Below are 19,399 nucleotides of genomic sequence, written 5' to 3' on the forward strand. Positions count from 1 at the left end.
CGCCCGCCGGGCGGTTACCCCAGCCACTCGCTCAACACGCCGGCACCCGCGCCGGCCTGGTCCGCTCCGCCCAGGCGGTCAGCGGCGGCCCGAGCAGCCCGAGCCCGGCGAAGAAGACAGCGAGCAGCAGCCAGCCGAGTTGCCCCAGTCCCAGGCAGAGCGTGGTCAGCACCGCCGGCGCCAGCGCCTGCCCGATGTCGAAGCCGAGCCCGAGCAGCCCCTGGTACTGCCCCTGCGCGTGGTCGGGCGCGAGGCCGAAGCCGAGCGCGAAACTGCCCGAGGACTGCCAGACCTCCCCCAGGCTGTGCGCGGCTATCGCCGGCAGCACCAGCAGGACCGCCGCCCAGGCCGGCAGGTCGGCGGTCAGCGCCATCAGCGGGCAGCTGACCAGGAAGAACAGCCCGGCCCAGCGCATCGCCCGGCCACCCTCGCCCGGCGTGCTCACCCGGGCTCCGACCGGTATCTGGAAGAGCACGCAGCAGAGCGAGTTGAGCGCGGAGACCGCCACGACCGTCCAGCGCGGCGCGGGCGTGTGCTGGGCCAGCCAGAGCGGCAGCAATAGCGAGGCCACCGGGTACTGCAGGCCCATCGCGCCGTCCACCGCCGCGATCAGCGCGAACGGCCGGTCCCGCAGCACCGTCCAACGGGCCTCCCGGTCCGGGCGGGGCAGCGCGGGGTAGGCCGGGATCCGGAACAGCAGCAGGCCGCAGCCCAGGTAGCTGGCGGCGTTCAGCAGGATCAGCGCGCTGTAGGCAGCCCGGTGTCGATCTGCACGGCGACGGCCGCGCCGACCGTACCGAGCACCACCCCGATGTTCACGAAGGTGCGCAACTTGGCCCGGAACTCCGCCGGTCGTTCGCCGCCGATCCGCGCGACCAGCGCCCCGCGCGCGGCGTTGCTGGCGGAGAGCGCGAGCAGGTCCAGGGTGGCGATCGCGGTGAAAGCGGCCCAGCCGTGGACGAAGAGGAAGGCCGTCATGGTCGCGGTCTGCACGGCCAGCGTCAGCAGCAGCACCGCGCGCGGCCCGCGCCGGTCGGCCAGTTCCCCGGCCGGCACCCCGGCGAGCAGGCCGATCAGCCCGGCGATGGTCAGTCCGAGCCCGATCCGCCCGGCCGGCAGGTGCACGACCCGGGTGAAGTAGAGCACCGAGGCGGTGTTGAACAGGCCGTTGCCGACCCGGTTCACGAAGCTGGACAGCACCATGGCGCGCTGCGGACCCCGCTCCGGCAGCACCTGGGCGAGCCGTGGGGCGGATATCCGTTCGATCATGGCGGTGAGTGTACTGACCACCGGTCAGCGCCGAGCCGGCCGGGGTCGGCCCACCGCCCCGCTCACACCCGGCGGATCTGACCCACCGTCAGGGAGCCAGCGCCTTGCCGAGCCGGCGCAACCCCTCGGCGATCTCCACCGGCGGGTGGGCGGTGAACGACATCCGCAGCGCCCGGTGGTCGGCGGCTCCGGCGAAGAACGGCGCCCCGGGCACGTAGGCGACCTCGTGCGCCACCGCCACCGGCAGCAGGGCGGTCGCGTCGTAGCCCTCGGGCAGCCGGACCCAGAGGAACATGCCGCCCTGCGGCCGGTTCCAGACGCTGCCGACGGGCAGTGCCTGGGGCAGCCCGGCGAGCAGCGCGTCGCGTCGCTCGCGGTAGGCGGCCTTCACCCGGGCCAGGTGGGCGTCCAGGTCGTTGTCCGCCAGATACCGCACGGCCGCGGCCTGGTCGACGGTGGAGGTGTGCAGATCGGCGGCCTGCTTGGCGATCACGCAGGCGCGCCGCAGCGCCTCGGGGGCGCGCAGCCAGCCGAGCCGCAGTCCGGGCGCCAGCACCTTGGAGAAGCTGCCGAGCAGCACCGTGCGGTCGGCCGCCTCCGGATAGCTCGCCAACCGCGCCACCGGCTCGCCCTCGAAACGCAGTTCACCGTACGGGTCGTCCTCGATGAGCCACAGCCCGTGCCGCTCGGCCACCTCGGCGATCGCCTGGCGGCGGGCGGCGGGTATGGTGCGGCCGGTCGGGTTCTGGAAGGTGGGGATCAGGTAGAGCAGCTTGGGCCGCTCGCGCTCGACCAGTTCGGCCAGCGCCGCCGGGTCGACCCCGTCCGCGTCGGTGGGCACCGGCAGCACCCGGGCGCCGATCAGGCCGAAGCACTGCAGCGCGGCCAGGTAGCTGGGGTCCTCGACCAGCACCACGTCACCGGGTTCCAGCAGCGCGGTGGCCAGCAGCGCCAGACCCTGCTGCGAACCGGTGGTGATCACCAGGTCGTCCGCCCCGGTGGCCAGCCCCTGCTCGGTGAGGCGGGCGGCGACGGCGGCGCGCAGGTCGCCGTCGCCCTCGGTGGTGGAGTACTGCAACGCCTGCCCGGCCCGCTCGGCGAACACCCGGTCGTAGGCGGCCCGCAGGCCGGCCGCGTCGAAGAGCTCGGGGGCCGGCAGGCCGCCGGCGAAGGAGATCACCTCCGGGCGCGGGCGGTCAGCGCGAGAAGATCGCGCACCGGTGACGTACCGACCCGGGCGACGCGGGCGGCCAGGGCGGGAGGAGCGACTCTGAGGCTCATGGGTGGTCAGCGTAGAGACACCGACAGACAGAAGATACCCCCGCTCACCTCGTGGGCGGGGGCACTTCTGACCTCATCGGCCGGGGGTGACTTCTGACCTCGTGAGCAGGCGGAAGTCCTGAGTTACCGTCAGAGAGCCAGGCCGGTCGGGTCGACACGGCACCGGACCGACACGGCGTCGGACCGACGCGTCAGATCAACGCAGCGTCAGATCGTCGCGACGTCGATCACGAAGCGGTAGCGCACGTCGCTCTTCAGCACGCGGGTGTAGGCCTCGTTGATCGCGCTCGCCTCGATCACCTCGATGTCCGCGCCGATGCCGTGCTCAGCGCAGAAGTCCAGCATCTCCTGGGTCTCCCGGATGCCGCCGATCATCGAGCCGGCCAGCGACTTGCGCTGCCCGATCAGCGCGAACGGCGCCACCGGCATCGCCTGCTCGGGGGCGCCGACCTGCACCAGGGTGCCGTTGGTGCGCAGCAGGCCCAGGTAGGCGTTGAGGTCGAGGTCGGCCGAGACCGTGTTGACGATCAGGTCGAAGCTGCCGGCCAGCCGCTCGAAGGTGTCCGGGTCGCTGGTCGCGTAGTAGTGGTCCGCGCCCAGCCGCAGGCCGTCCTCGCGCTTGCTCAGCGTCTGGCTCAGCACGGTGACCTCGGCGCCGAGCGCGTGGGCGATCTTGACGCCCAGGTGCCCGAGGCCGCCCAGGCCCACGACGGCCACCTTCTTGCCCGGGCCCGCCTGCCAGTGGGCGAGCGGCGAGTAGGTGGTGATGCCGGCGCAGAGCAGCGGCGCGGCGACGTCCAGCCCCAGGCCCTCGGGAATCCGCAGCACGTAGTTCTCGTCCACCACGATGTGGGTCGAGTAGCCGCCGTAGGTCGGCTCGCCGTCCCGGCCCTGGCTGTTGTAGGTGCCGATCATGCCGCCGCTGCCGGTGCAGTACTGCTCCAGGCCGGCGCGGCAGTTGTCGCACTCCCGGCAGGAGTCGACGAAGCAGCCGACGCCGACCCGGTCGCCGACCGCGTACCTGGTGACCCCGGGGCCGACCTCGGCGACCACGCCCGCGATCTCGTGGCCCGGGACCATCGGGTAGGTGCCCACTCCCCAGTCGGCGTTGACCTGGTGGATGTCGGAGTGGCAGATGCCGGCGAACTTGATGTCGATCAGGATGTCGTGCTCGCCCAGCGCGCGACGCGCGATGGTGGTCTTCTCCAGCGGTGCGCTCGGGGCGGGTGAGGCGTAAGCGGTGACAGTGGTCTGCGTCATGGCCACCAGCCTGCCGCCGACCGCTGCCGGGTACCAGGACCGGGTTCAACGTAGGCACACGGTTCCTACCACTGGCGGTAGCACCCTGCGGAGCGGGGCGCGAGCGCGGTCATACTGGACGGATGGACCAGCGCACCGAACTGAGCGAGTTCCTCCGCTCCCGCCGGGCCCGACTGCAGCCGCAGGACGTCGGGCTCATCTACTACGGCGGCCGCCGCCGGGTCCCCGGGCTGCGCCGGGAGGAGCTGGCCCAGCTGGCCGGGGTCAGCGTCGCGTACTACACCCGGCTCGGCCAGGGCCACGCCGAGAACGTCTCCAGCACCGTGCTGGACGCGATCGCCGACGCGCTGCGGCTCAACGGGGCCGAGCGCGAGCACCTGTCCCGCCTGGTGCGGCCCGTGCACCGCCGCTCCCGCGCGGCCGTGCGCCCGCAGCGGGTCCGGCCCGAAGTGCAGCAGCTGCTGGACACGATGCACGCGGTCCCCGCCTGCGTGCTGGGTCGGCGGATGGACGTACTGGGCTGGAACCCGCTGCTCTGCGCGCTCTACAGCGACTACCCCGCGCTCCCGGTCGAGCAGCGCAACCTGGCCCGGCAGGTCTTCCTCGACCCGGCCGCCCGCGAGTTCTTCGTCAACTGGCAGGGCAAGGCCGCCGATGTGGTCGCCTCGCTGCGCCTGGAGGCCGGCCGCTACCCGGACGACCCGCGACTGTGCGCGCTGGTCGGTGAACTCTCGGTGCAGAGCGAGGACTTCCGGCAGCTCTGGGCGACCCACAACGTGCAGGACAAGGGGTACGGCAGCAAGGATCTGCACCACCCGGTGGTCGGCCGGCTGTCGCTGCGCTACGAGACCTTCGCGCTGCCGGCCGACCCGGACCAGACCCTGCTCACCTACCACGCCGCGCCGGGGTCGAGCTCGGCCGAGTCGCTGCGGCTGCTGGCCAGCTGGTGGGCGAGCGAGCAGCGCGAGCGGTCGCGCACCGGCTGACGGCCCCGCTGCCCGGTGGCCCGGCGCCGCTCAGTAGACCAGATAAGCGGGTCGGTGCCCCTCGTCCTGGATCTCGCCGGCCGCCTGGGCCCGCAGCTTGTGCGACAGGTCGTCCAGCGCCCGCCAGGCGGCCACCTCCTCGCCGATTCTGGCCAGCGGGCGGTCGTCCGCACTGCGCAGCGCCTCGCCGTGACCGGCCAGCCCTGGCGCCCGGGCCCCGACCAGCCGGGCGTCACAGCGCGTGTGCACGCCGTCTTCCTCGAAACTCAGCTCGACATCCCAGTGATTACGCATGGCCCGCCTCCTGGTTCCCCTCCAGCCTGAACCCGGGGACCGGGGGTCGGCAAACGCCCGGCCCGCCCCGGCCACCGTGATCGGATCCGGCCACCCCCTTGTCGGCGCCCGCGCGGCCTGAGGATGATCTGACGGTACGTCCGCCATCGACGCCGCATCCTCCACTGGAGTCGCCTTGCCGATCCTGCCCGAGCCGCCCGAGCTCCCCGAACCTCCCGACCTCCCCGAGCCTCCTGAGCTGCCGGTATTCGGAGAGCTGCCGGTGCCCGGAGAGCTGCCCGACGCCCCGCACCTGCCGCTGCACCACATGCTCGAGTTCCACCACCTCGCCGAGCCGTCCGAACTGCCGCAACCGCCCGAGTTGCCCGAGCCGCCCGACCTCCCGGAGCCCCCCGAACTGCCCGAGCCGCCCGACCTCCCCGAGTGGACTGCTTGACGGAACGTCATCAACCCCCAATCATCAGAGCGCTCAGCGCCAACGATCACTCACTGGGAGACCTCACGACGCCCCGCCAGCCGGCCACCAGGCGCCGCCGGGGTCAGCGACCTCGGCACCGGGGATCCGGCCGTGGCCGACGGCCGGATCCGGGTCGGCAGCGTGACCAAGACCTTCGTCGCCACCGTGCTGCTCCAGCTCTCGGCCGAGGGCCGGGTCGGGCTGGACGACCCGATCGGGAAGTACCTGCCCGGCGTGGTCCCGAACGGCGACGCGATCACCGTGCGCGAGGTGCTCAACCACACCAGCGGCATCGTCGACTGCACCGAGGACCCGCGGTTCGACCTGACCACCGAGGACGATCCCGTACCAGCAGTCCGAGATCCCCGCCGCCACCCAGGCGGTGATGGGCCTGGCGCTGGAGACCTTCTGCGCCGCACCCAGCGCCGGCACCAGCACCGGCACTGCGGCGAAGTAGCCGCCCCGCGCCGGGTCCGCACGCACAGCCGCGGACCCGGCGCCCGGCTCACAGCCCGACGGCCCCGTCGATCCGCTCGCGCAGCAGGTCGGCGTGCCCGCTGTGCCGGGCGTACTCCCTGATCAGGTGCAGCAGCACCCAGCGCAGCGACACCGTCCCGCGCCACTCGTCCTGGCCCACCACGTCGAGGTCGGGCGCGGCGGCGATGAACGCGGCGGCGAACTCCTGCTCCACGGCCCAGACCCGCCAGGCCTCGGCGATCACCGCCGGATCGGGCAGCGCGCCGTCGAAGTCCCGGTCGGGGTGGGCGGGCGAGACGAAGAGCGGCGGCGCGTCCTGACCGGCCAGCACCCGGCGGAACCAGCGGCGCTCGACCTCCGCGAGATGGCGGATCAGGCCCAGCAGCGAGAGCGTCGAGGGCGGCACCGAGCGACGCGTCAACTCGTCTTCCAGGCCACGGCACTTGAGCGCCACGGTGGCCCGCCCGGCCGCCAGGAAGTCGAGCAGCAGGGTCCGCTCGTCACCGGTGGCGGGGCCGCTGTAGGTCCGGTCCCGCTGGGGATCGACGAAGAACTCGGCACGTCTGCGAGGGCTGCTCACGGCCGCCATCATGTCCCGGCGGGCAGTGCTGACGGGACACCGGGGGCACCGCCGGTCCCCTCCTGCGCCAGTGCCCGCACCGCCCGCCGCCGGACCGCCGCGACCGCCGGGCAGCCGTCGAAGGCCGCCGCGACCCGGATCAGCCACTCCGCCTCGGCATCCACCGTGCCGGGACCGGGAACGGGCTGCGGCACACCGGTCACCGTCGCGCTCCGGCAGCGCTGCCCGGCCCGCGCGGCCGCCAGGGCGGCGGCCAGCGTCGCCGCCTCCACCTCCGCGCCGTCCACCTGGCCGGCCGGGCCGACCGCCCGCACCTCCTCGGCGACCCAGGCCACCACCTGCGCACCCACGTAGGGGCGCAGCGCCAACTGACCGTCCCGGATCTCGATGATCCGCCGGTAGAGCGCGAACTCCGCGTCCCGCAGGGCCGGTCGCCGCCCGTCAGTGCCCTCGCCGAGGGCTATCTGCGGCATCGCGCCGTGCAGCGCCTCCCACAGCGGCCCGAGCGCCGTGTAGCGGCGACGGGCCCGCCACCAGCGCACCGGGGCGGTGATCCGCGCGCCCCAGCGGGTGCCGCCCCACACCGTCACCGTCGCCCCGCTCACCGTCAGGCTCGCGCAGATCAGGCCGATCACGTCGGAGACGGAGTCCTCGCCGCCCTTCTGCTGGGCGTGCAGCAGCACGTCGCGCACGTCGTCCAGCGTCCAGGCGCTCCACAGCACGCCGACGCCCGCCGCCAGGGTCATCAGCCACAGGCCGGTGCGCAGCAGGTTCCCGGCCACCTGCCGGGCCTGCCGGGTGAGCACCGAGCCGAGCACCACCAGGCAGCAGACCGAGAAGCCGCCGAAGAGCAGGTCGTAGCCGGCCAGCGGCCAGCACCGCCAGCCGCGCACCACGAACTCCTGGCCCTGGTCGGTGATGTCCGCGGTGCGGTAGAGCAGCGCCAGGCAGCACGGCGCCACCAGGACGGCCGCCAGCCAGCGCCGCAGCCGGGCCCGCGCGGCCACCGGATCGCCCTGCGGTCCCTGCAGCACCAGGGCGATCAGCACCAGCAGGCCGACCGCGCCGGTCTTCAGCAAGTCGCCGAACAGCAGGGTCAGTTCCCGGTTCGAGCCGATGCTCACCGCCGACAGCGTGCTGGGGGCCAGGATCGCCAGGCCGCCGGCCATGCAGAGCGCGAAGCCGCCCGCGTAAAGGCTCACCCGGTCGGCGCGGTTGCCGCGCAGCGCGACGAACCGCTGCACCGCGAAGGCCAGGAAGAGCGCGGCGGAGCCGTACTCCGCCAGGTCGGCGGGTCCGGGGGCGGCCACTAGACGCCCCCCGGTCTCCCGAACACCGACTCGGTCCACGAGGCCCGGCCGCCGCCCTCACCCCCGCGCCCGGTGGCGTCCAGCACGGCTCGGTGCAGGATCATCGAGGCGACCAGCTCCGCCTCGCGCTCCTGCGGCTCGGTGTACACCGTGCGTCCGAGCACCCGCTGCACCAAGTCCGAACCCAGGTGCGGCAGCAGCACCTTGGCGGCCGGCGCGCTCTGGTCGTGACGGCAGATCAGGTGCGCGGCCTCGTGCAGCAGGATGTGCTGCTGGTGCAGGGGCGTGGTGTCGGCGGAGTAGAGGATGCAGTCGGCCTGGTCGGTGGTGACCAGCAGGCCGCACGGCAGATTGGGGCGCCCGCTGACCGGGATCAGCTCGATCGGCCGACCGCGCCGTTCGGCCAGTCCGGCGACGAACCGCACGGCGTCGAACGGATCGGGTAAGTCCAGTGCCGCCACGGTCTGTTGGCACTGCTGCCAGGTCCGCCCACGCCGCGCCCGCCGCCCCCACACGTGCATTCCTCCCTCGCCGGGGCCGACGGGTCCGCCGCCCGTCCGACCCGCCGCCCGCTCAGCCCTTCTGACCGCCGCCCTCGCGCCGCGCGATGACGTCGATCATGTCGCTGATCGTCCCCACGCCCTCCGGCGAGAGGTTGACCGCGCGCAGCGCGACGCTGCGCACCCCAGCGTCCCGCAGAGCGCCGAGCAGTTCCAGTTCCTGGGCGATTCCGGCGCCCTGCTCGTCGTCGAAGAAGTACGCCACCGGGACCTGGAAGAACTGGGCCAGCGCCTCCAGATGCCGCTTGGTCGGATTGTCCCGCCGCCCGGTGCGCAGTTGCCAGAGGTAGGTGGCCGAGAAGGTTTCGCCGGTCGCCTCCCGGCAGGCCTTGGCGACCTCTTCGTGGCTGTACTGCTCGCGGTTGGGCCGCCGGACGACCCGGAACAGGCCGTCGATCTTCTCGGCCAGCGTGGTCGAGGCCCCCGTCATGATCGAACTCACCGTCGCGTCCCCCGTCGTCCGCTCTCCCGTCACCGCAAGGCCCGTCATCGAAATATCGGTCGTCGAAGTCCCGGTCCCGGCGTCAGGCGCCGTTCCCCGTACCGCGTCCTCGGCTTCCGTCATCGCACACCTCCCGGCCCGCCTGGCATGCACGGGTCCGACATCAGATGGCGTTCATCGTAGTTCACGCCGTGACCCGCTGTCAGTGCGGTGGTTCCGATACTGCCCAACCGTGCGGGCAACGCGCGTAGGCCCGCCGCGGGGGCCGCGACCGGTCCTCCGGTCACCCTTGCCAGCGGCTGCCGGACGGAGTTGGATTGACCGGTGCGGGACGAATTGCGCCGATTGGTCCGACCGGCGCTCGCTCCGGACCGAGGAGTGTCGCCATGATCACCGAACTGGCTGTCGAACATGTCGAGTTCACCTGCGGACACTGCTGGCACCGGTGGACCGCGGACTACGACGTCCAGCACTACCAGGACGAGGACGGGTCCGACTGGGAGAACTTCTCGCACTCCGGCGTCCCGACCCCCTCGCCGTACTCGACGGACGGCGCCCCGGCCTGCCCGCGGTGCCACCGCCACTGGGTCGGCCACCTCACCGAACGCCACCTGCTCCCGCTGCCGACGGCCACCCGGTAGCCGGTCACCCGGCAGCCGGCCGGTCAGCGCCCGGCGGTTCAGCCGGTGACCGTTCAACCGCTGACCGCCGAGCGGCTGACCGTTCAACCACTGACCGTTCAACCACCGAGGGCGGCGCCGGGTTCAGACCCCGACCGCCTCCTCCTCTTCCTCCACGATGTCCGCCGAGGAAGCCACCGCCGAGGAAGCCACCGCCGAGGGGGCCACCGCCGAGGGGGCCATCGCCGCGCGCTGCCGCCGCTCGTACCGACCCGCGCCCAGCAGCATCAGCAGCCCGGCCGCCAGCCAGAGCGCCAGCGTGAGCACCCGGCCGCCCAGCCCCGCGCCGCCGCCGAAGTAGAGCAGGTCGCGAGCCCCCTCGACGAACCCGGCGCCGTTCCAGAAGCCGTGCAGCGCACCGAAGAGACCGGGCTGCAGCTCGGGCCGGAAGATGCCGCCGGAGCTGGTGAAGTTGAGCATCACGAAGAGCACCATCAGGGCCAGCGTGGTCCACCGCTTGAGGAAGCTGTGCAGCCCGATCCCGACCAGCACGATGCCCGCCGAGTAGAGCCAGGCCAGCGCCCACAGACCCGCGTAGTCGTGGTCCACCACATGGAAGACCGGGCCCGCGGTCACCACGCCGATCACGCTGACCACCAGCGCGGTGCCCACGCCCACCGCCGCCCGCAGCCGCAGGCTCAGCGCGGCGCCGGCCGTCCCGATCACCGCGACGCTGCCGTAGGAGCCGATGCTGAGCGCCACCAGCAGGAAGAACAGGCCCTGCCCGGTCGGGTCGCCGGGCGCGGTCGGCACCAGGTCGGTGACCTGGAGCGGCGCCTCCCGCACCGCCGCGACCTGCCGGAACACCTGCTCGGCCGCCGTCGCCGAGGTGTCCGAGTTGGCCGAGGCGACCAGCAGTCGCGGGTCCTTGGCATCCGGCAGGAAGGCGCCGACCAGCGCGCGGTCCCGCAGCTGCTGCTCGGCCGCCGCCTGGCTGGGCAGCGTGCTGACCTCCAGCGCCGGGCCCGCCTTGGCCTGGATGCCCTGCGCCAGTGCGAGCGCCTGCGGCGACCGGCCGACCACCGCGACCTTCAGGTGGTGCGGGGTGGGCTGGTGGAACGCGCCCTGGTAGGCGAGCGCCATGCCGAGGCACATCAGCAGCGGCGTGAGCAGGTGGGTGAAGAGGTGGCGCAGCGTGTGCCACAGGTCGGGTCGGGCGGTCGCCGGGGCGGTCGTCGGAGTCACAGCGGGTCACCTTCCGTCAAGATAGGTGGTAAATGCAACCAGCTAGATGCACTTTACAACCGAATGTCCCGGGCGCCTATTCCGATCCCTCGGTGCGAAAATGGCCAGGCGGGGAGCGCGCCTCCGGACGGAGGGTCCAGGTATGGGCGAAGCCCAGCAGGAGAGAGCGCGGGGCGGCGGCACGGGCCGTCCCGGTGGGCTGCTGATGGTCCCGATCGCCACCGCCCTGATCCAGCACAACGGCCGCATCCTGCACTGGAGCGGGGACGCCGAGGCGCTGCTCGGCTACACCGCGGCGCAGGCCCTCGGCGCCCCGGCCGCCCAGCTGCTGGCCGACCCCGAGCACCGCAGCGAGGTGCTCGCGCTGTTCGAGCGGATCCTGGCCGGCTCCCCCTGGTCGGGGGTCTTTCCGGTGCGCCACCGCGCGGGCCACTACGTGAACCTGGAGTTCCGCACCCACCCGGTGATCGGCCCGGACGGTCAGCCGCTGGTGCTCGCGGTCGCCTCGGACGTCACCGCGGTGCGCCGGGTCCAGGCCGACCTCGCGGTGCTGGACGGCTTCTTCAGTCAGGCCCCGGTCGGCATGGCCGTCTACGACGACCAGCTGCGCTTCATCCGGCTCAACGAGGCGCTGGCGGCGATCAACGGCATCTCGGTGGCCGGCCACCTCGGCCGCCGGCTCACCGAACTCCTGCCCGGGATCAACGCCGCCGAGATCGAGGACGTGATGCGGCAGGTGCTGGCCACCGGGGAACCGGTGCTCGACGCCCGCTCGCACGGGCGCACCCCGGGCGATCCGGGGCACGACCACGCCTGGTCGGCCTCCTACTTCCGGCTGGAGGACCCGCCGGGGCAGGTCCTCGGGGTCAGCTCGACCATCATCGACGTCACCGAGCGCTACCTGGCCGAGTCCCGGGCCGCGCGGGCCCAGGAGCGGCTGGCCCTGCTGGTCGACGCGACCGCCTCGATCGGCACCACGCTGGACCTGCACCGCACCGCCCGGGAGCTGGCGGACGCGATGGTCCCCCGGGTGGCCGACCTGAGCGGCGTCTTCGCGCTGGAGCAGCTGGTCACCGGCGACCAGGCGGACGCCAGCCTCGGCCGGGTCCGCCGGCTGGCGCTGGCCAGCGGCGATCCCAGCTACCCCGTCGACCGCCTGCCGGTGGACGCGGTCTACGACATCGACCCCGACTCCCCGTACGCGCGGGCGATGAGCGGCGGACGCACCGTGGTGGTGCCGTCTTGGGACCTGCCGCCGCTCTCCGACGAGCTGCGCCCCGACTCGCTGCGCGCCTACCTGGGCGGGCGCTCGCGCTCGGTGCGGATCACCCCGCTGGTCGCGCGCGGCTCGGTGCTCGGCATGGTGGTCTACTCCCGGCGCGGGGAGCGGGAGTCCTTCGCCGAGGAGGACATCACGCTCGGCGACGAACTGGCCTCCCGGGCGGCGGTGGCGATCGACAACGCCCGGCTCTACACCCGCGAGCGCGAGGCGGCCGAGGACCGGAGCCGGGCACTGGACGAGGTCCGCACGGCCACCGAGCGGCTGGCCCTGCTGAACGAGGCCAGTTCGCGGATCGGCACCACGCTGGACCTTCACCGCACCGCCGAGGAGCTGGTCGAGGTGGTGATCCCGCGGTTCGCCGACTTCGTCACGGTGGACCTGCTGGACGCGGTGCTGCAAGGCGACGAGATGCCGGTGGTGCCGCCCTCGGGTTCGGCCACGATGCGCGCGGTGGCGGTCGGCGAACTCGGCGAGGACGGCCTGCTGACCGGTGCGGCCGACCCGGTGGGCGGCATCTCGCAGTCGGCGCGGCTGTACGCGCAGAGTCTGCGCAGCGGTCGCTCGATCCTGGTGGCCGAGGTGGACCGGGATTCGCTGACCCGGATCGTGGCCGCCCCCGAGCGGGTCCAGCCCGCGCTCGACTCCGGCCTGCACTCCTACCTGATGGTGCCGCTGGTGGCCCGCGGCCGGGTGCTCGGCGGGGCGGAGTTCATGCGGCTGCGCAATCCGCACGCGTTCAGCGCCGAGGATGTCGCGCTGGCCGAGGAGTTGGCGGCCCGGGCGGCGGTCTGCATCGACAACGCACGGCTCTACCGGCGCGAGCGGGACACCGCGCTGACCCTGCAGCGCAGCCTGCTGCCGCAGCGGGTGCACAACCCGCCGGGCCTGGAGGTCGCCCACCGCTACCTGCCGGCCAGCTCGCTCAGCGAGGTGGGCGGCGACTGGTTCGACGTGGTGCCGCTCTCCTGCGGGCGGGTGGCCCTGGTGGTCGGTGACGTGACCGGGCACGGCCTGCGGGCAGCCGCGATGATGGGCCAACTGCGCACTGTGGCAAGGACCTTGATCACACTGGACATGGATCCGGCCCGGGTGCTGCGCCGGCTGGACGAGGCGGCGGCCTCGGCCGGGGAGGGCGCGGGCGAGGGCCAGTACGCGACCTGCGTCTGCGTGGTGCTCGACCCGGTGGACCGGGCCTGCACGGCGGCCTGCGCGGGACACGTGCCGCCGGTGGTCTCCGGGCCGGACGGCTCGGTGCGGTTGCTGGAGCTGCCGACGGGCGCGCCGCTGGGCGTGGGCGGAGTGCCGTTCGAGAGCGTGGAGTTCGAGTTGCCGCTGGGCGGACTGCTGGTGCTCTGCACCGACGGGCTGATCGAGCGGCGGGACCGCGACCTGGACGAGGGGCTCGAACTGCTGCGCCGCACGGTCGCCGAGGAGAGCGACACCAGCCTGGAGCGGACCTGCGACGCCGTGCTGGCCACGCTGGTCACCGGAACCCGGGAGGACGACATCGCGGTGATCATGGCCCGCACCCAGCCGATCGGCCCGGACCGGATCGCCACCCTCTCGCTCACCGGCGACCACGCGATGGTCGGCCACGCCCGCCGGTTCGCCCGCCGCACGCTGACCGGCTGGGGCCTGAAGGGCCTGATCGACCAGACCGAGCTGCTGACCAGCGAGCTGATCACCAACGCCCTGGTGCACGCCGGAGCCCCCACCGAGCTGCGGCTCTTCCGCAACCAGGCGCTCACCGTGGAGGTCTCCGACGTGGACAGCCGCGCCCCCAAGCTGCGCCGGGCACTGGAGGACGACGAGGGCGGGCGCGGGATGCACCTGGTGAACGAGCTGGCGCACCGCTGGGGCAGCCGCGGCACCCGGCGCGGCAAGGTGGTCTGGTTCGAGCTGGAACTTCCACCGAGCAAGGATTTCTGACGTTCCGTCAGCCGTGCTGCGCGGTCAGCCCTGCCAAGCCGCCTCGGATCCGGTGAGCCGCGCGCGCAGATCGCGCTTGAGCAGCTTGCCGGAGGCGTTCTTCGGCAGCCCCGCCGCGAAGTGCACCGCCTTGGGCGCCTTGTGGGCGGGCAGCCGCTCCCGGGCGTAGGCGATCAACTCCTGGGCGCCGACCGGTTCGCTGACCACCACCACCGCCGTGACCGCCTCGATCCAGTGCGGGTGCGGGATGCCGATCACCGCCGCCTCGAGCACCGCCGGATGCCCGTAGAGCACGTCCTCCACCTCGCGCGAGGCGACCAGCACGCCGCCGGTGTTGATCACGTCCTTGAGCCGGTCCACCACGAAGAGGTAGCCCGCGGCATCGCGGCGGACCAGGTCACCGGAGTGGAACCAGTCCCCGTCGAAGGCCGCCGCGCTCTCCCCGGGCTTGTCCCAGTACCCGGCGCAGAGCTGCGGGGAGCGGTAGAGCACCTCGCCGACCTCGTCCGGGCCCACCTCGGCGCCCGCCTCGTCCACCACCTTGACCTCGACGAAGAGCACCGGGCGCCCGGCCGAGTCGGGGCGCTCGGCGTGCTCCTCGGGGCGCAGCACGGTGGTCAGCGGGCCGGCCTCGGACTGGCCGAAGGCGTTGTAGAAACCGGTGTCCGGCAGGGCCCGGCGCAGCCTGGCGAGCACCGGGGCGGGCATGATCGAGGCGCCGTAGTAGGCCTTCACCAGCCGGGTCAGGTCGGTGCCGGCGAACTCGGGGTGGGCCTCGATCGCGGTCCACACCGTGGGCGGGGCGAAGAAGCTGGTCAGCTGCTCGCCACCGAGCCGGGCCAGCAGCTCGCCCGGCTCGGCGGCGGCGACCAGCCGGTTCTCGGCACCGAGCAGCAGGTAGGGCATCAGGAAGACGTGCAGCTGACCCGAGTGGTAGAGCGGCAGGGCGTGCAGCGGGCGGTCCCGCTCGGTCAGGTCGAGCGCGACGACGGCCGAGAGGTACTCGTGGAGCAGCGCCCGATGGCTCATCATGGCGCCCTTGGGGGCGGCGGTGGTACCCGAGGTGTAGAGCAGCTGCGCCAGGTCGGTGTCCTTCACCCGGACCGCCAGCTCGGGGACCGGGCCCGCCGTCGCGGCCGCCAGCAGCTCGTCCAGGTCGGCCGCGGGCAGCGGGGCGAGCGCACCGGCGAGCGCCGCGTACCCGGCGTCGTGCAGCAGCAGCGAACTGCCCGACTGCGTGGTGAAATAGCGCAGTTCATCCAGGGTGACGTTGTAGTTGACCGGCACGTGGACCAGGCCGGCCCGGCCGCAGGCGAGGAAGAGGATCAGGTAGGCGTCGGAGTTGCGGCCGAGCGCGGCCACCCGGTCGCCCGGGCGCAGACCCCTGGCCAGCAGCCAGCCGGCGGCACGGGTGACGGCGGTGTCCAGCGCGCGGTAGGTCCAGTCGCGATCGGCGAAGCGCAGCGCGAGGCGGTCGGGCACCCGGGCGGCGGAGCGGCGCAGGACATCGGGAACGGTGCTCGCATGAGTCAGATCCATGCCAGTGGGTATATCCGCCCGAACCATCCGTGACGCCGCGCGAAGGTCCTTTGCCATGACGTGATCTGACGTTTCGTCAGCATACGTGCCGCCGCCACCGTGACCATGTTGCGATCTTCATAAAAAACGCACGGCGCGTCGACCTGCGACAGTACCTCCGATCTGCAATTGTCCGTCTATCGGACGGTCAGATCCGCTCTGCCGACTTCCCCATGCCCGTCAACCCCTTGTCGTGGCGGGCATCGACACGATGGAATACGCGAGCTTGTCGGGACGGGCGTTCCAGAAGCACACGTGCGTCCGACCCCGGTGCGTGCGGTCTGGCCGCGCCCCCTGACGTCTTATCAGACGAAGGGATGTTCATGATCGGCTGGCGCAAATCGCAGCTCGCAGCCGTCACGCTCACCGCCTCCGCCGTCGTTCTGGCCTTCGGGACCAGTGCGATGGGCGCCCCCACTCCGAACGCCCAGGCGGTTTCGGAGAGCGGCACACCGGCCCCGGTGATCGTGATTCTGAAGAACCAGCTCTCCAGCACCCCGGCGGACGCCGGCCACCTGGACGCGCGCAAGAAGGCCGCGAGCCAGGACCAGGCACCGCTGCTGGCCAAGGTGAAGGCCAACGGCGGCACCAACATCAAGAGCTTCGTGGTCGGCAACGCCTTCTCGGCCACGGTCAGCCCCGCGCTGCGGGCGCAGCTTGCCGCCGACCCCTCGGTCGCCTCGGTCATCGACGACCAGACCATCAAGGTCACCCCGCCCGCCCCGACCAAGGCCGGGACGGACAACGGCACCAGCGCCGGCACCGCGCCGACCGCCGGTGCCAAGTCCGCCCCCAAGGCCGCGGCCGCGCCGGACACCAAGGGCAGCGCCTACGACCCCAACGCGGTCTGCCCGACCGACCCGAACCAGCCGCTGCTGGAGCCCGAGGCGCTCTACTCCACCCACACGGAGAGCACGCCCGGCCAGCCGGGTGCGCACGAGATCGCCGACGGCAAGGGCGTCAAGGTCGCCTACATCGCGGACGGCCTGGACCCCAACGACCCGGACTTCATCCGCCCCGACGGCACCCACGCCGTGGTGGACTACAAGGACTTCTCCGGTGACGGCTTCTTCGCCCCCTCGGGTGCGGCGGAGGCCTTCGGTGACGCCTCGGCGATGATCGCCCAGGGCCGCACGAGCTACGACCTGTCGAAGTTCGTCAACCCGAGCCACCCGCTGCCGGCCGGCTGCAACATCCGGATCGAGGGCATCTCGCCCGGCGCCTCGCTGGTCGCGCTCAAGGCGGGCGGGGACCTGTTCCCGAACTCCGCGATCCTGCAGTCGATCGACTACGCGGTCACGGTCGCCCACGTCGATGTGCTGAACGAGTCGTTCGGCAGCAACATCACCCCGGACAGCGGCGCGCACGACACCATCTCGCTCTTCAACGACATGGCTGCCGCGGCCGGCGTCACGGTCACCGTCTCCTCCGGCGACGCCGGCGTGAACGGCACCATCGGCACCCCGTCCACCGACCCCAACGTGATCAGCGCCGGGGCCTCGACGGACAACCAGAACTACGCCCAGACCGGCTACGGCGCCTTCCAGTTCTCCAACGGGACCTGGGCCGACAACCGGATCTCGGCGCTCTCCTCCGGCGGTGTCACCCAGGCCGGACGGACCGTCGACCTGGTCGCCCCGGGTGAGTCGGACTGGGCGCTCTGCTCGCCGGACATCACCATCTACACCGAGTGCACCAACTTCAACGGCCAGGGCTCGGGCATCCAGCCGTTCGGCGGCACCAGCCAGGCCGCCCCGATGACCGCCGGCGCCGCCGCCGACGTCATCCAGGCCTACCGGGACAACCACAACGGCGCCTCCCCGTCGCCCGCCCTGGTGAAGCAGTTCATCACCGGCACCGCCACCGACCTCGGCCTGCCGGCCGAGGAGCAGGGCGCCGGTCTGCTGGACGTGCGGGCCGCCGTCGAGGCCGCCGCCGGCTACCAGAGCCCGGCCGGCGCCAAGGACAGCAACACCGTCGCGGTCACCACCGGTCAGATCAACGTGACCGGCCAGGCCGGCTCGAACCACACCACCGACGTCACCGTGGTGAACACGAGCTCCAAGCCGCAGACGGTCAGCGCCTCCACTCGCGTCTTCTCCCCGCAGAGCGACGCGCAGCAGACGGTGCAGATCAACTCCTCGACCGACCCGCAGTTCCCCTACGCCACCAACGGCGCTCCGTGGGTCTCGCACAAGGTCACCTTCAACGTCCCGGCCGGCGCCGACCGGCTCGCCGCGTCAATAGCGTGGCAGGGCGCGCCGCAGGCCTCCGGCAGCAACACCGTGACCCCCGTGGTCCGGCTCACGCTGCTCGACCCGTCCGGCCGCTACGAGACCAACACCCGTCCGCAGGGCGGCGCCACCTCGCCGAACTTCGGCGTCGTGGACGTCCCGCACCCGACCGCGGGCACCTGGACCGGCATCCTCTACACCCCGGCCGGCACCAACGGCTTCACCGGCCCGGTCCTGCTGGACACCTCCACCCAGCGCGCGGTCCCGGCCGGCGCGGTCAGCCCGCAGGTCACCAACCTGACCCCGGGTCAGACCAAGACCCTGCACGTCCAGGTGACCACCCCGGCCACCGGCGGTGACGCCACCGAGTCGGTCGTGGTCGCCGGCTCCAACGGCACCACCACCAGCGTCCCGGTCGTGCTGCGCAGCCTGGTTCCGCTCAGCGACAACACCGGCACCTTCACCGGCACCATCACCGGTGGCAACGGCCGCGCCTCCTCCCCCGCGCAGTCCTTCTCCTGGGCCTTCGACGTGCCGAAGGGCCACAAGGACCTGCGGGTCGGCGTGACCGTCGCGCAGGACCCGAAGGTGATCATGCAGGGCGTGCTGATCAGCCCCAACGGCACCCCGATCGACGCCGAGGGCAACGCGGTCACCGACGCCTCGGGCAACATCCTCTCCAGCGGTGCGGGCGTCTCCGCCACCGCCGTGGACCCGGCCGCGGGCCGCTGGCGCTTCGTGCTCAACGTGCTCAACCCGGTCAGCGGTGCCGAGCTCGGCCAGGCCTTCACCGGCGTGGTCGGCCTCGACCAGGACCAGGCCACCGCGCCCGGCCTGCCGAACAGCGCCGGCACCGAGCTGCCCGCCGGCCAGCCGGTCACGGTCAACGTGCAGTACACCAACAACACCGCCGCCGCCCAGCAGATCCAGGCCGACGGCCGGCTCACCACCAAGGTGAACCTGCCGCTGGTCCCGCTCGGCGCCTCGGCGACGGCCTCCCTGCCGCTGACCACCAGCACCCCGGTGCCGAGCTTCCTGGTGCCCCCGGGCACCGACGGCCTGACCGGTGTGGCGGCCTCCACCACCCCGGCCCAGTTCGAGCTGAGCGGCCCGACCGGTTCGCCCGACCTGTTCGGTGACCTCAAGAGCGCGCAGAACGGCTCGACCATCTCCACGGTCACCGACAACGGCAGCTCCGCGCAGCCGATCGTGCCCGGCATGTGGGGCACCTACGTGCAGCAGATCGGTCCGTTCCCGACCACCGGCGCCCCGACGGGCAGCTCCACGCTGACCGCCTCGGCGCACACCCTGGCGTTCGACCCGGCGCTGACCTCCAGCACCGGTGACCCGTTCGCCGCCGCGTACAACGCCACCGCGCCGGCCGTCACCCCGGTGACCGTCGCGCCCGGTGCCACCGGCAGCCTGCAGGTGACCCTGACGCCCAAGGGCGCCAAGGGCAGCGTGGTGCACGGCGTGCTCTACCTGGTCTCCGGCCCGGGTGGCGGCGTGCTCTCCAACAACGTGTACGCCACCACCGGGTCCGTCCTGGCGGAGATCCCGTACAGCTACACCGTGAACTGACCCTCGGGTCGGCG

Annotated in this window: 16 protein-coding genes and 1 pseudogene; 6 read left to right on the forward strand and 11 right to left on the reverse strand. The window is 72.8% G+C overall.

What is annotated here, in order from left to right; translation table 11 throughout:
* Positions 1-31 precede the first annotated feature (31 nt).
* The 4 genes and pseudogenes from OG403_RS08670 to OG403_RS08685 form a co-directional block, all read right to left on the reverse strand.
* Positions 32-742, reverse strand: coding sequence for an MFS transporter (locus tag OG403_RS08670; RefSeq protein ID WP_329572187.1), 711 nt, complete (start codon positions 740-742; stop codon positions 32-34).
* The gene (locus OG403_RS08675; RefSeq protein WP_329562847.1) at positions 739-1,269 is read right to left on the reverse strand and encodes an MFS transporter; all 531 of its coding nucleotides are present in this window, start codon (positions 1,267-1,269) and stop codon (positions 739-741) included. The genes OG403_RS08670 and OG403_RS08675 overlap by 4 nt, the downstream gene beginning before the upstream one ends.
* Positions 1,270-1,357: 88 nt before the next feature.
* A pseudogene (locus tag OG403_RS08680) lies at positions 1,358-2,550 on the reverse strand (aminotransferase-like domain-containing protein).
* A 207-nt stretch (positions 2,551-2,757) separates the two neighbouring features.
* A complete protein-coding gene (locus OG403_RS08685; RefSeq protein ID WP_329562848.1) occupies positions 2,758-3,810 on the reverse strand; it encodes an NAD(P)-dependent alcohol dehydrogenase in 1,053 nt (350 codons plus the stop codon).
* Positions 3,811-3,932: 122 nt separating this feature from the next.
* Between OG403_RS08685 and OG403_RS08690 the strand changes: the two genes are divergently transcribed.
* Entirely contained in the window at positions 3,933-4,796 is an 864-nt protein-coding gene (locus tag OG403_RS08690; protein ID WP_329562850.1) for a helix-turn-helix domain-containing protein, read from the forward strand.
* Between the two features lie 30 nt (positions 4,797-4,826).
* On the opposite strand, the gene OG403_RS08695 is transcribed toward OG403_RS08690, so the two are convergent.
* Positions 4,827-5,090, reverse strand: a complete 264-nt coding sequence (locus OG403_RS08695) for a dsRBD fold-containing protein (RefSeq protein WP_329562852.1) — start codon at positions 5,088-5,090, stop codon at positions 4,827-4,829.
* A 175-nt stretch (positions 5,091-5,265) separates the two neighbouring features.
* Here OG403_RS08695 and OG403_RS08700 point away from each other — a divergent pair, with 175 nt between their 5' ends.
* Both OG403_RS08700 and OG403_RS36685 read left to right on the forward strand, forming a co-directional pair.
* Positions 5,266-5,526, forward strand: a complete 261-nt coding sequence (locus OG403_RS08700) for a hypothetical protein (RefSeq protein WP_329562853.1) — start codon at positions 5,266-5,268, stop codon at positions 5,524-5,526.
* 132 nt (positions 5,527-5,658) lie between these two features.
* On the forward strand, positions 5,659-6,126 hold the full coding sequence (locus OG403_RS36685) for a serine hydrolase domain-containing protein (RefSeq protein WP_442910882.1): 468 nt from the start codon (positions 5,659-5,661) through the stop codon (positions 6,124-6,126).
* Here the strand turns inward: OG403_RS36685 and OG403_RS08710 are convergent.
* The 4 genes from OG403_RS08710 to OG403_RS08725 all read right to left on the reverse strand — a co-directional run bounded on the left by OG403_RS08710 (position 6,053) and on the right by OG403_RS08725 (position 8,904).
* Entirely contained in the window at positions 6,053-6,613 is a 561-nt protein-coding gene (locus tag OG403_RS08710; RefSeq protein WP_329572189.1) for a DinB family protein, read from the reverse strand. The genes OG403_RS36685 and OG403_RS08710 overlap by 74 nt on opposite strands.
* Positions 6,613-7,914: an MAB_1171c family putative transporter gene (locus tag OG403_RS08715; RefSeq protein ID WP_329562855.1), complete on the reverse strand. Its 1,302-nt coding sequence runs from the start codon at positions 7,912-7,914 to the stop codon at positions 6,613-6,615. The genes OG403_RS08710 and OG403_RS08715 overlap by 1 nt, the downstream gene beginning before the upstream one ends.
* On the reverse strand, positions 7,914-8,375 hold the full coding sequence (locus OG403_RS08720) for a ParH-like protein (protein ID WP_329562857.1): 462 nt from the start codon (positions 8,373-8,375) through the stop codon (positions 7,914-7,916). The genes OG403_RS08715 and OG403_RS08720 overlap by 1 nt, the downstream gene beginning before the upstream one ends.
* A gap of 112 nt (positions 8,376-8,487) precedes the next feature.
* Positions 8,488-8,904, reverse strand: coding sequence for an XRE family transcriptional regulator (locus tag OG403_RS08725; protein ID WP_442911056.1), 417 nt, complete (start codon positions 8,902-8,904; stop codon positions 8,488-8,490).
* A gap of 398 nt (positions 8,905-9,302) precedes the next feature.
* On the opposite strand from OG403_RS08725, the gene OG403_RS08730 reads away from it, so the two are divergent.
* Positions 9,303-9,557, forward strand: a complete 255-nt coding sequence (locus tag OG403_RS08730) for a hypothetical protein (protein ID WP_329562860.1) — start codon at positions 9,303-9,305, stop codon at positions 9,555-9,557.
* Between the two features lie 123 nt (positions 9,558-9,680).
* Here the strand turns inward: OG403_RS08730 and OG403_RS08735 are convergent, their stop codons facing one another.
* The gene (locus OG403_RS08735) at positions 9,681-10,781 is read right to left on the reverse strand and encodes a hypothetical protein (RefSeq protein ID WP_329562862.1); all 1,101 of its coding nucleotides are present in this window, start codon (positions 10,779-10,781) and stop codon (positions 9,681-9,683) included.
* 142 nt (positions 10,782-10,923) lie between these two features.
* On the opposite strand from OG403_RS08735, the gene OG403_RS08740 reads away from it, so the two are divergent.
* Positions 10,924-13,992 carry a SpoIIE family protein phosphatase gene (locus tag OG403_RS08740; RefSeq protein WP_329562864.1) on the forward strand — a complete coding sequence of 1,023 codons (3,069 nt, stop codon included), beginning with the start codon at positions 10,924-10,926 and terminating at the stop codon, positions 13,990-13,992.
* 24 nt (positions 13,993-14,016) lie between these two features.
* Here OG403_RS08740 and OG403_RS08745 read toward each other — a convergent pair whose 3' ends face one another.
* A complete protein-coding gene (locus OG403_RS08745; RefSeq protein WP_329562866.1) occupies positions 14,017-15,531 on the reverse strand; it encodes a fatty acyl-CoA synthetase in 1,515 nt (504 codons plus the stop codon).
* 362 nt (positions 15,532-15,893) lie between these two features.
* Here OG403_RS08745 and OG403_RS08750 point away from each other — a divergent pair, with 362 nt between their 5' ends.
* Entirely contained in the window at positions 15,894-19,385 is a 3,492-nt protein-coding gene (locus OG403_RS08750; RefSeq protein ID WP_329562868.1) for a S8 family serine peptidase, read from the forward strand.
* The last annotated feature ends 14 nt before the right edge of the window (positions 19,386-19,399 follow it).

This window comes from Kitasatospora sp. NBC_01266 (assembly GCF_036242395.1).
GTDB lineage: Bacteria > Actinomycetota > Actinomycetes > Streptomycetales > Streptomycetaceae > Kitasatospora.

Bases quoted from the DNA above. Each gene is read 5' to 3' on its own strand.
- OG403_RS08675 (WP_329562847.1), bottom strand. From the start codon at position 1,269: ATGATCGAACGGATATCCGCCCCACGGCTCGCCCAGGTGCTGCCGGAG.
- OG403_RS08685 (WP_329562848.1), bottom strand. From the start codon at position 3,810: ATGACGCAGACCACTGTCACCGCTTACGCCTCACCCGCCCCGAGCGCA.
- OG403_RS08690 (WP_329562850.1), top strand. From the start codon at position 3,933: ATGGACCAGCGCACCGAACTGAGCGAGTTCCTCCGCTCCCGCCGGGCC.
- OG403_RS08695 (WP_329562852.1), bottom strand. From the start codon at position 5,090: ATGCGTAATCACTGGGATGTCGAGCTGAGTTTCGAGGAAGACGGCGTG.
- OG403_RS08710 (WP_329572189.1), bottom strand. From the start codon at position 6,613: ATGGCGGCCGTGAGCAGCCCTCGCAGACGTGCCGAGTTCTTCGTCGAT.
- OG403_RS08725 (WP_442911056.1), bottom strand. From the start codon at position 8,904: ATGACGGGGGCCTCGACCACGCTGGCCGAGAAGATCGACGGCCTGTTC.
- OG403_RS08730 (WP_329562860.1), top strand. From the start codon at position 9,303: ATGATCACCGAACTGGCTGTCGAACATGTCGAGTTCACCTGCGGACAC.
- OG403_RS08740 (WP_329562864.1), top strand. From the start codon at position 10,924: ATGGGCGAAGCCCAGCAGGAGAGAGCGCGGGGCGGCGGCACGGGCCGT.
- OG403_RS08745 (WP_329562866.1), bottom strand. From the start codon at position 15,531: ATGGATCTGACTCATGCGAGCACCGTTCCCGATGTCCTGCGCCGCTCC.
- OG403_RS08750 (WP_329562868.1), top strand. From the start codon at position 15,894: ATGATCGGCTGGCGCAAATCGCAGCTCGCAGCCGTCACGCTCACCGCC.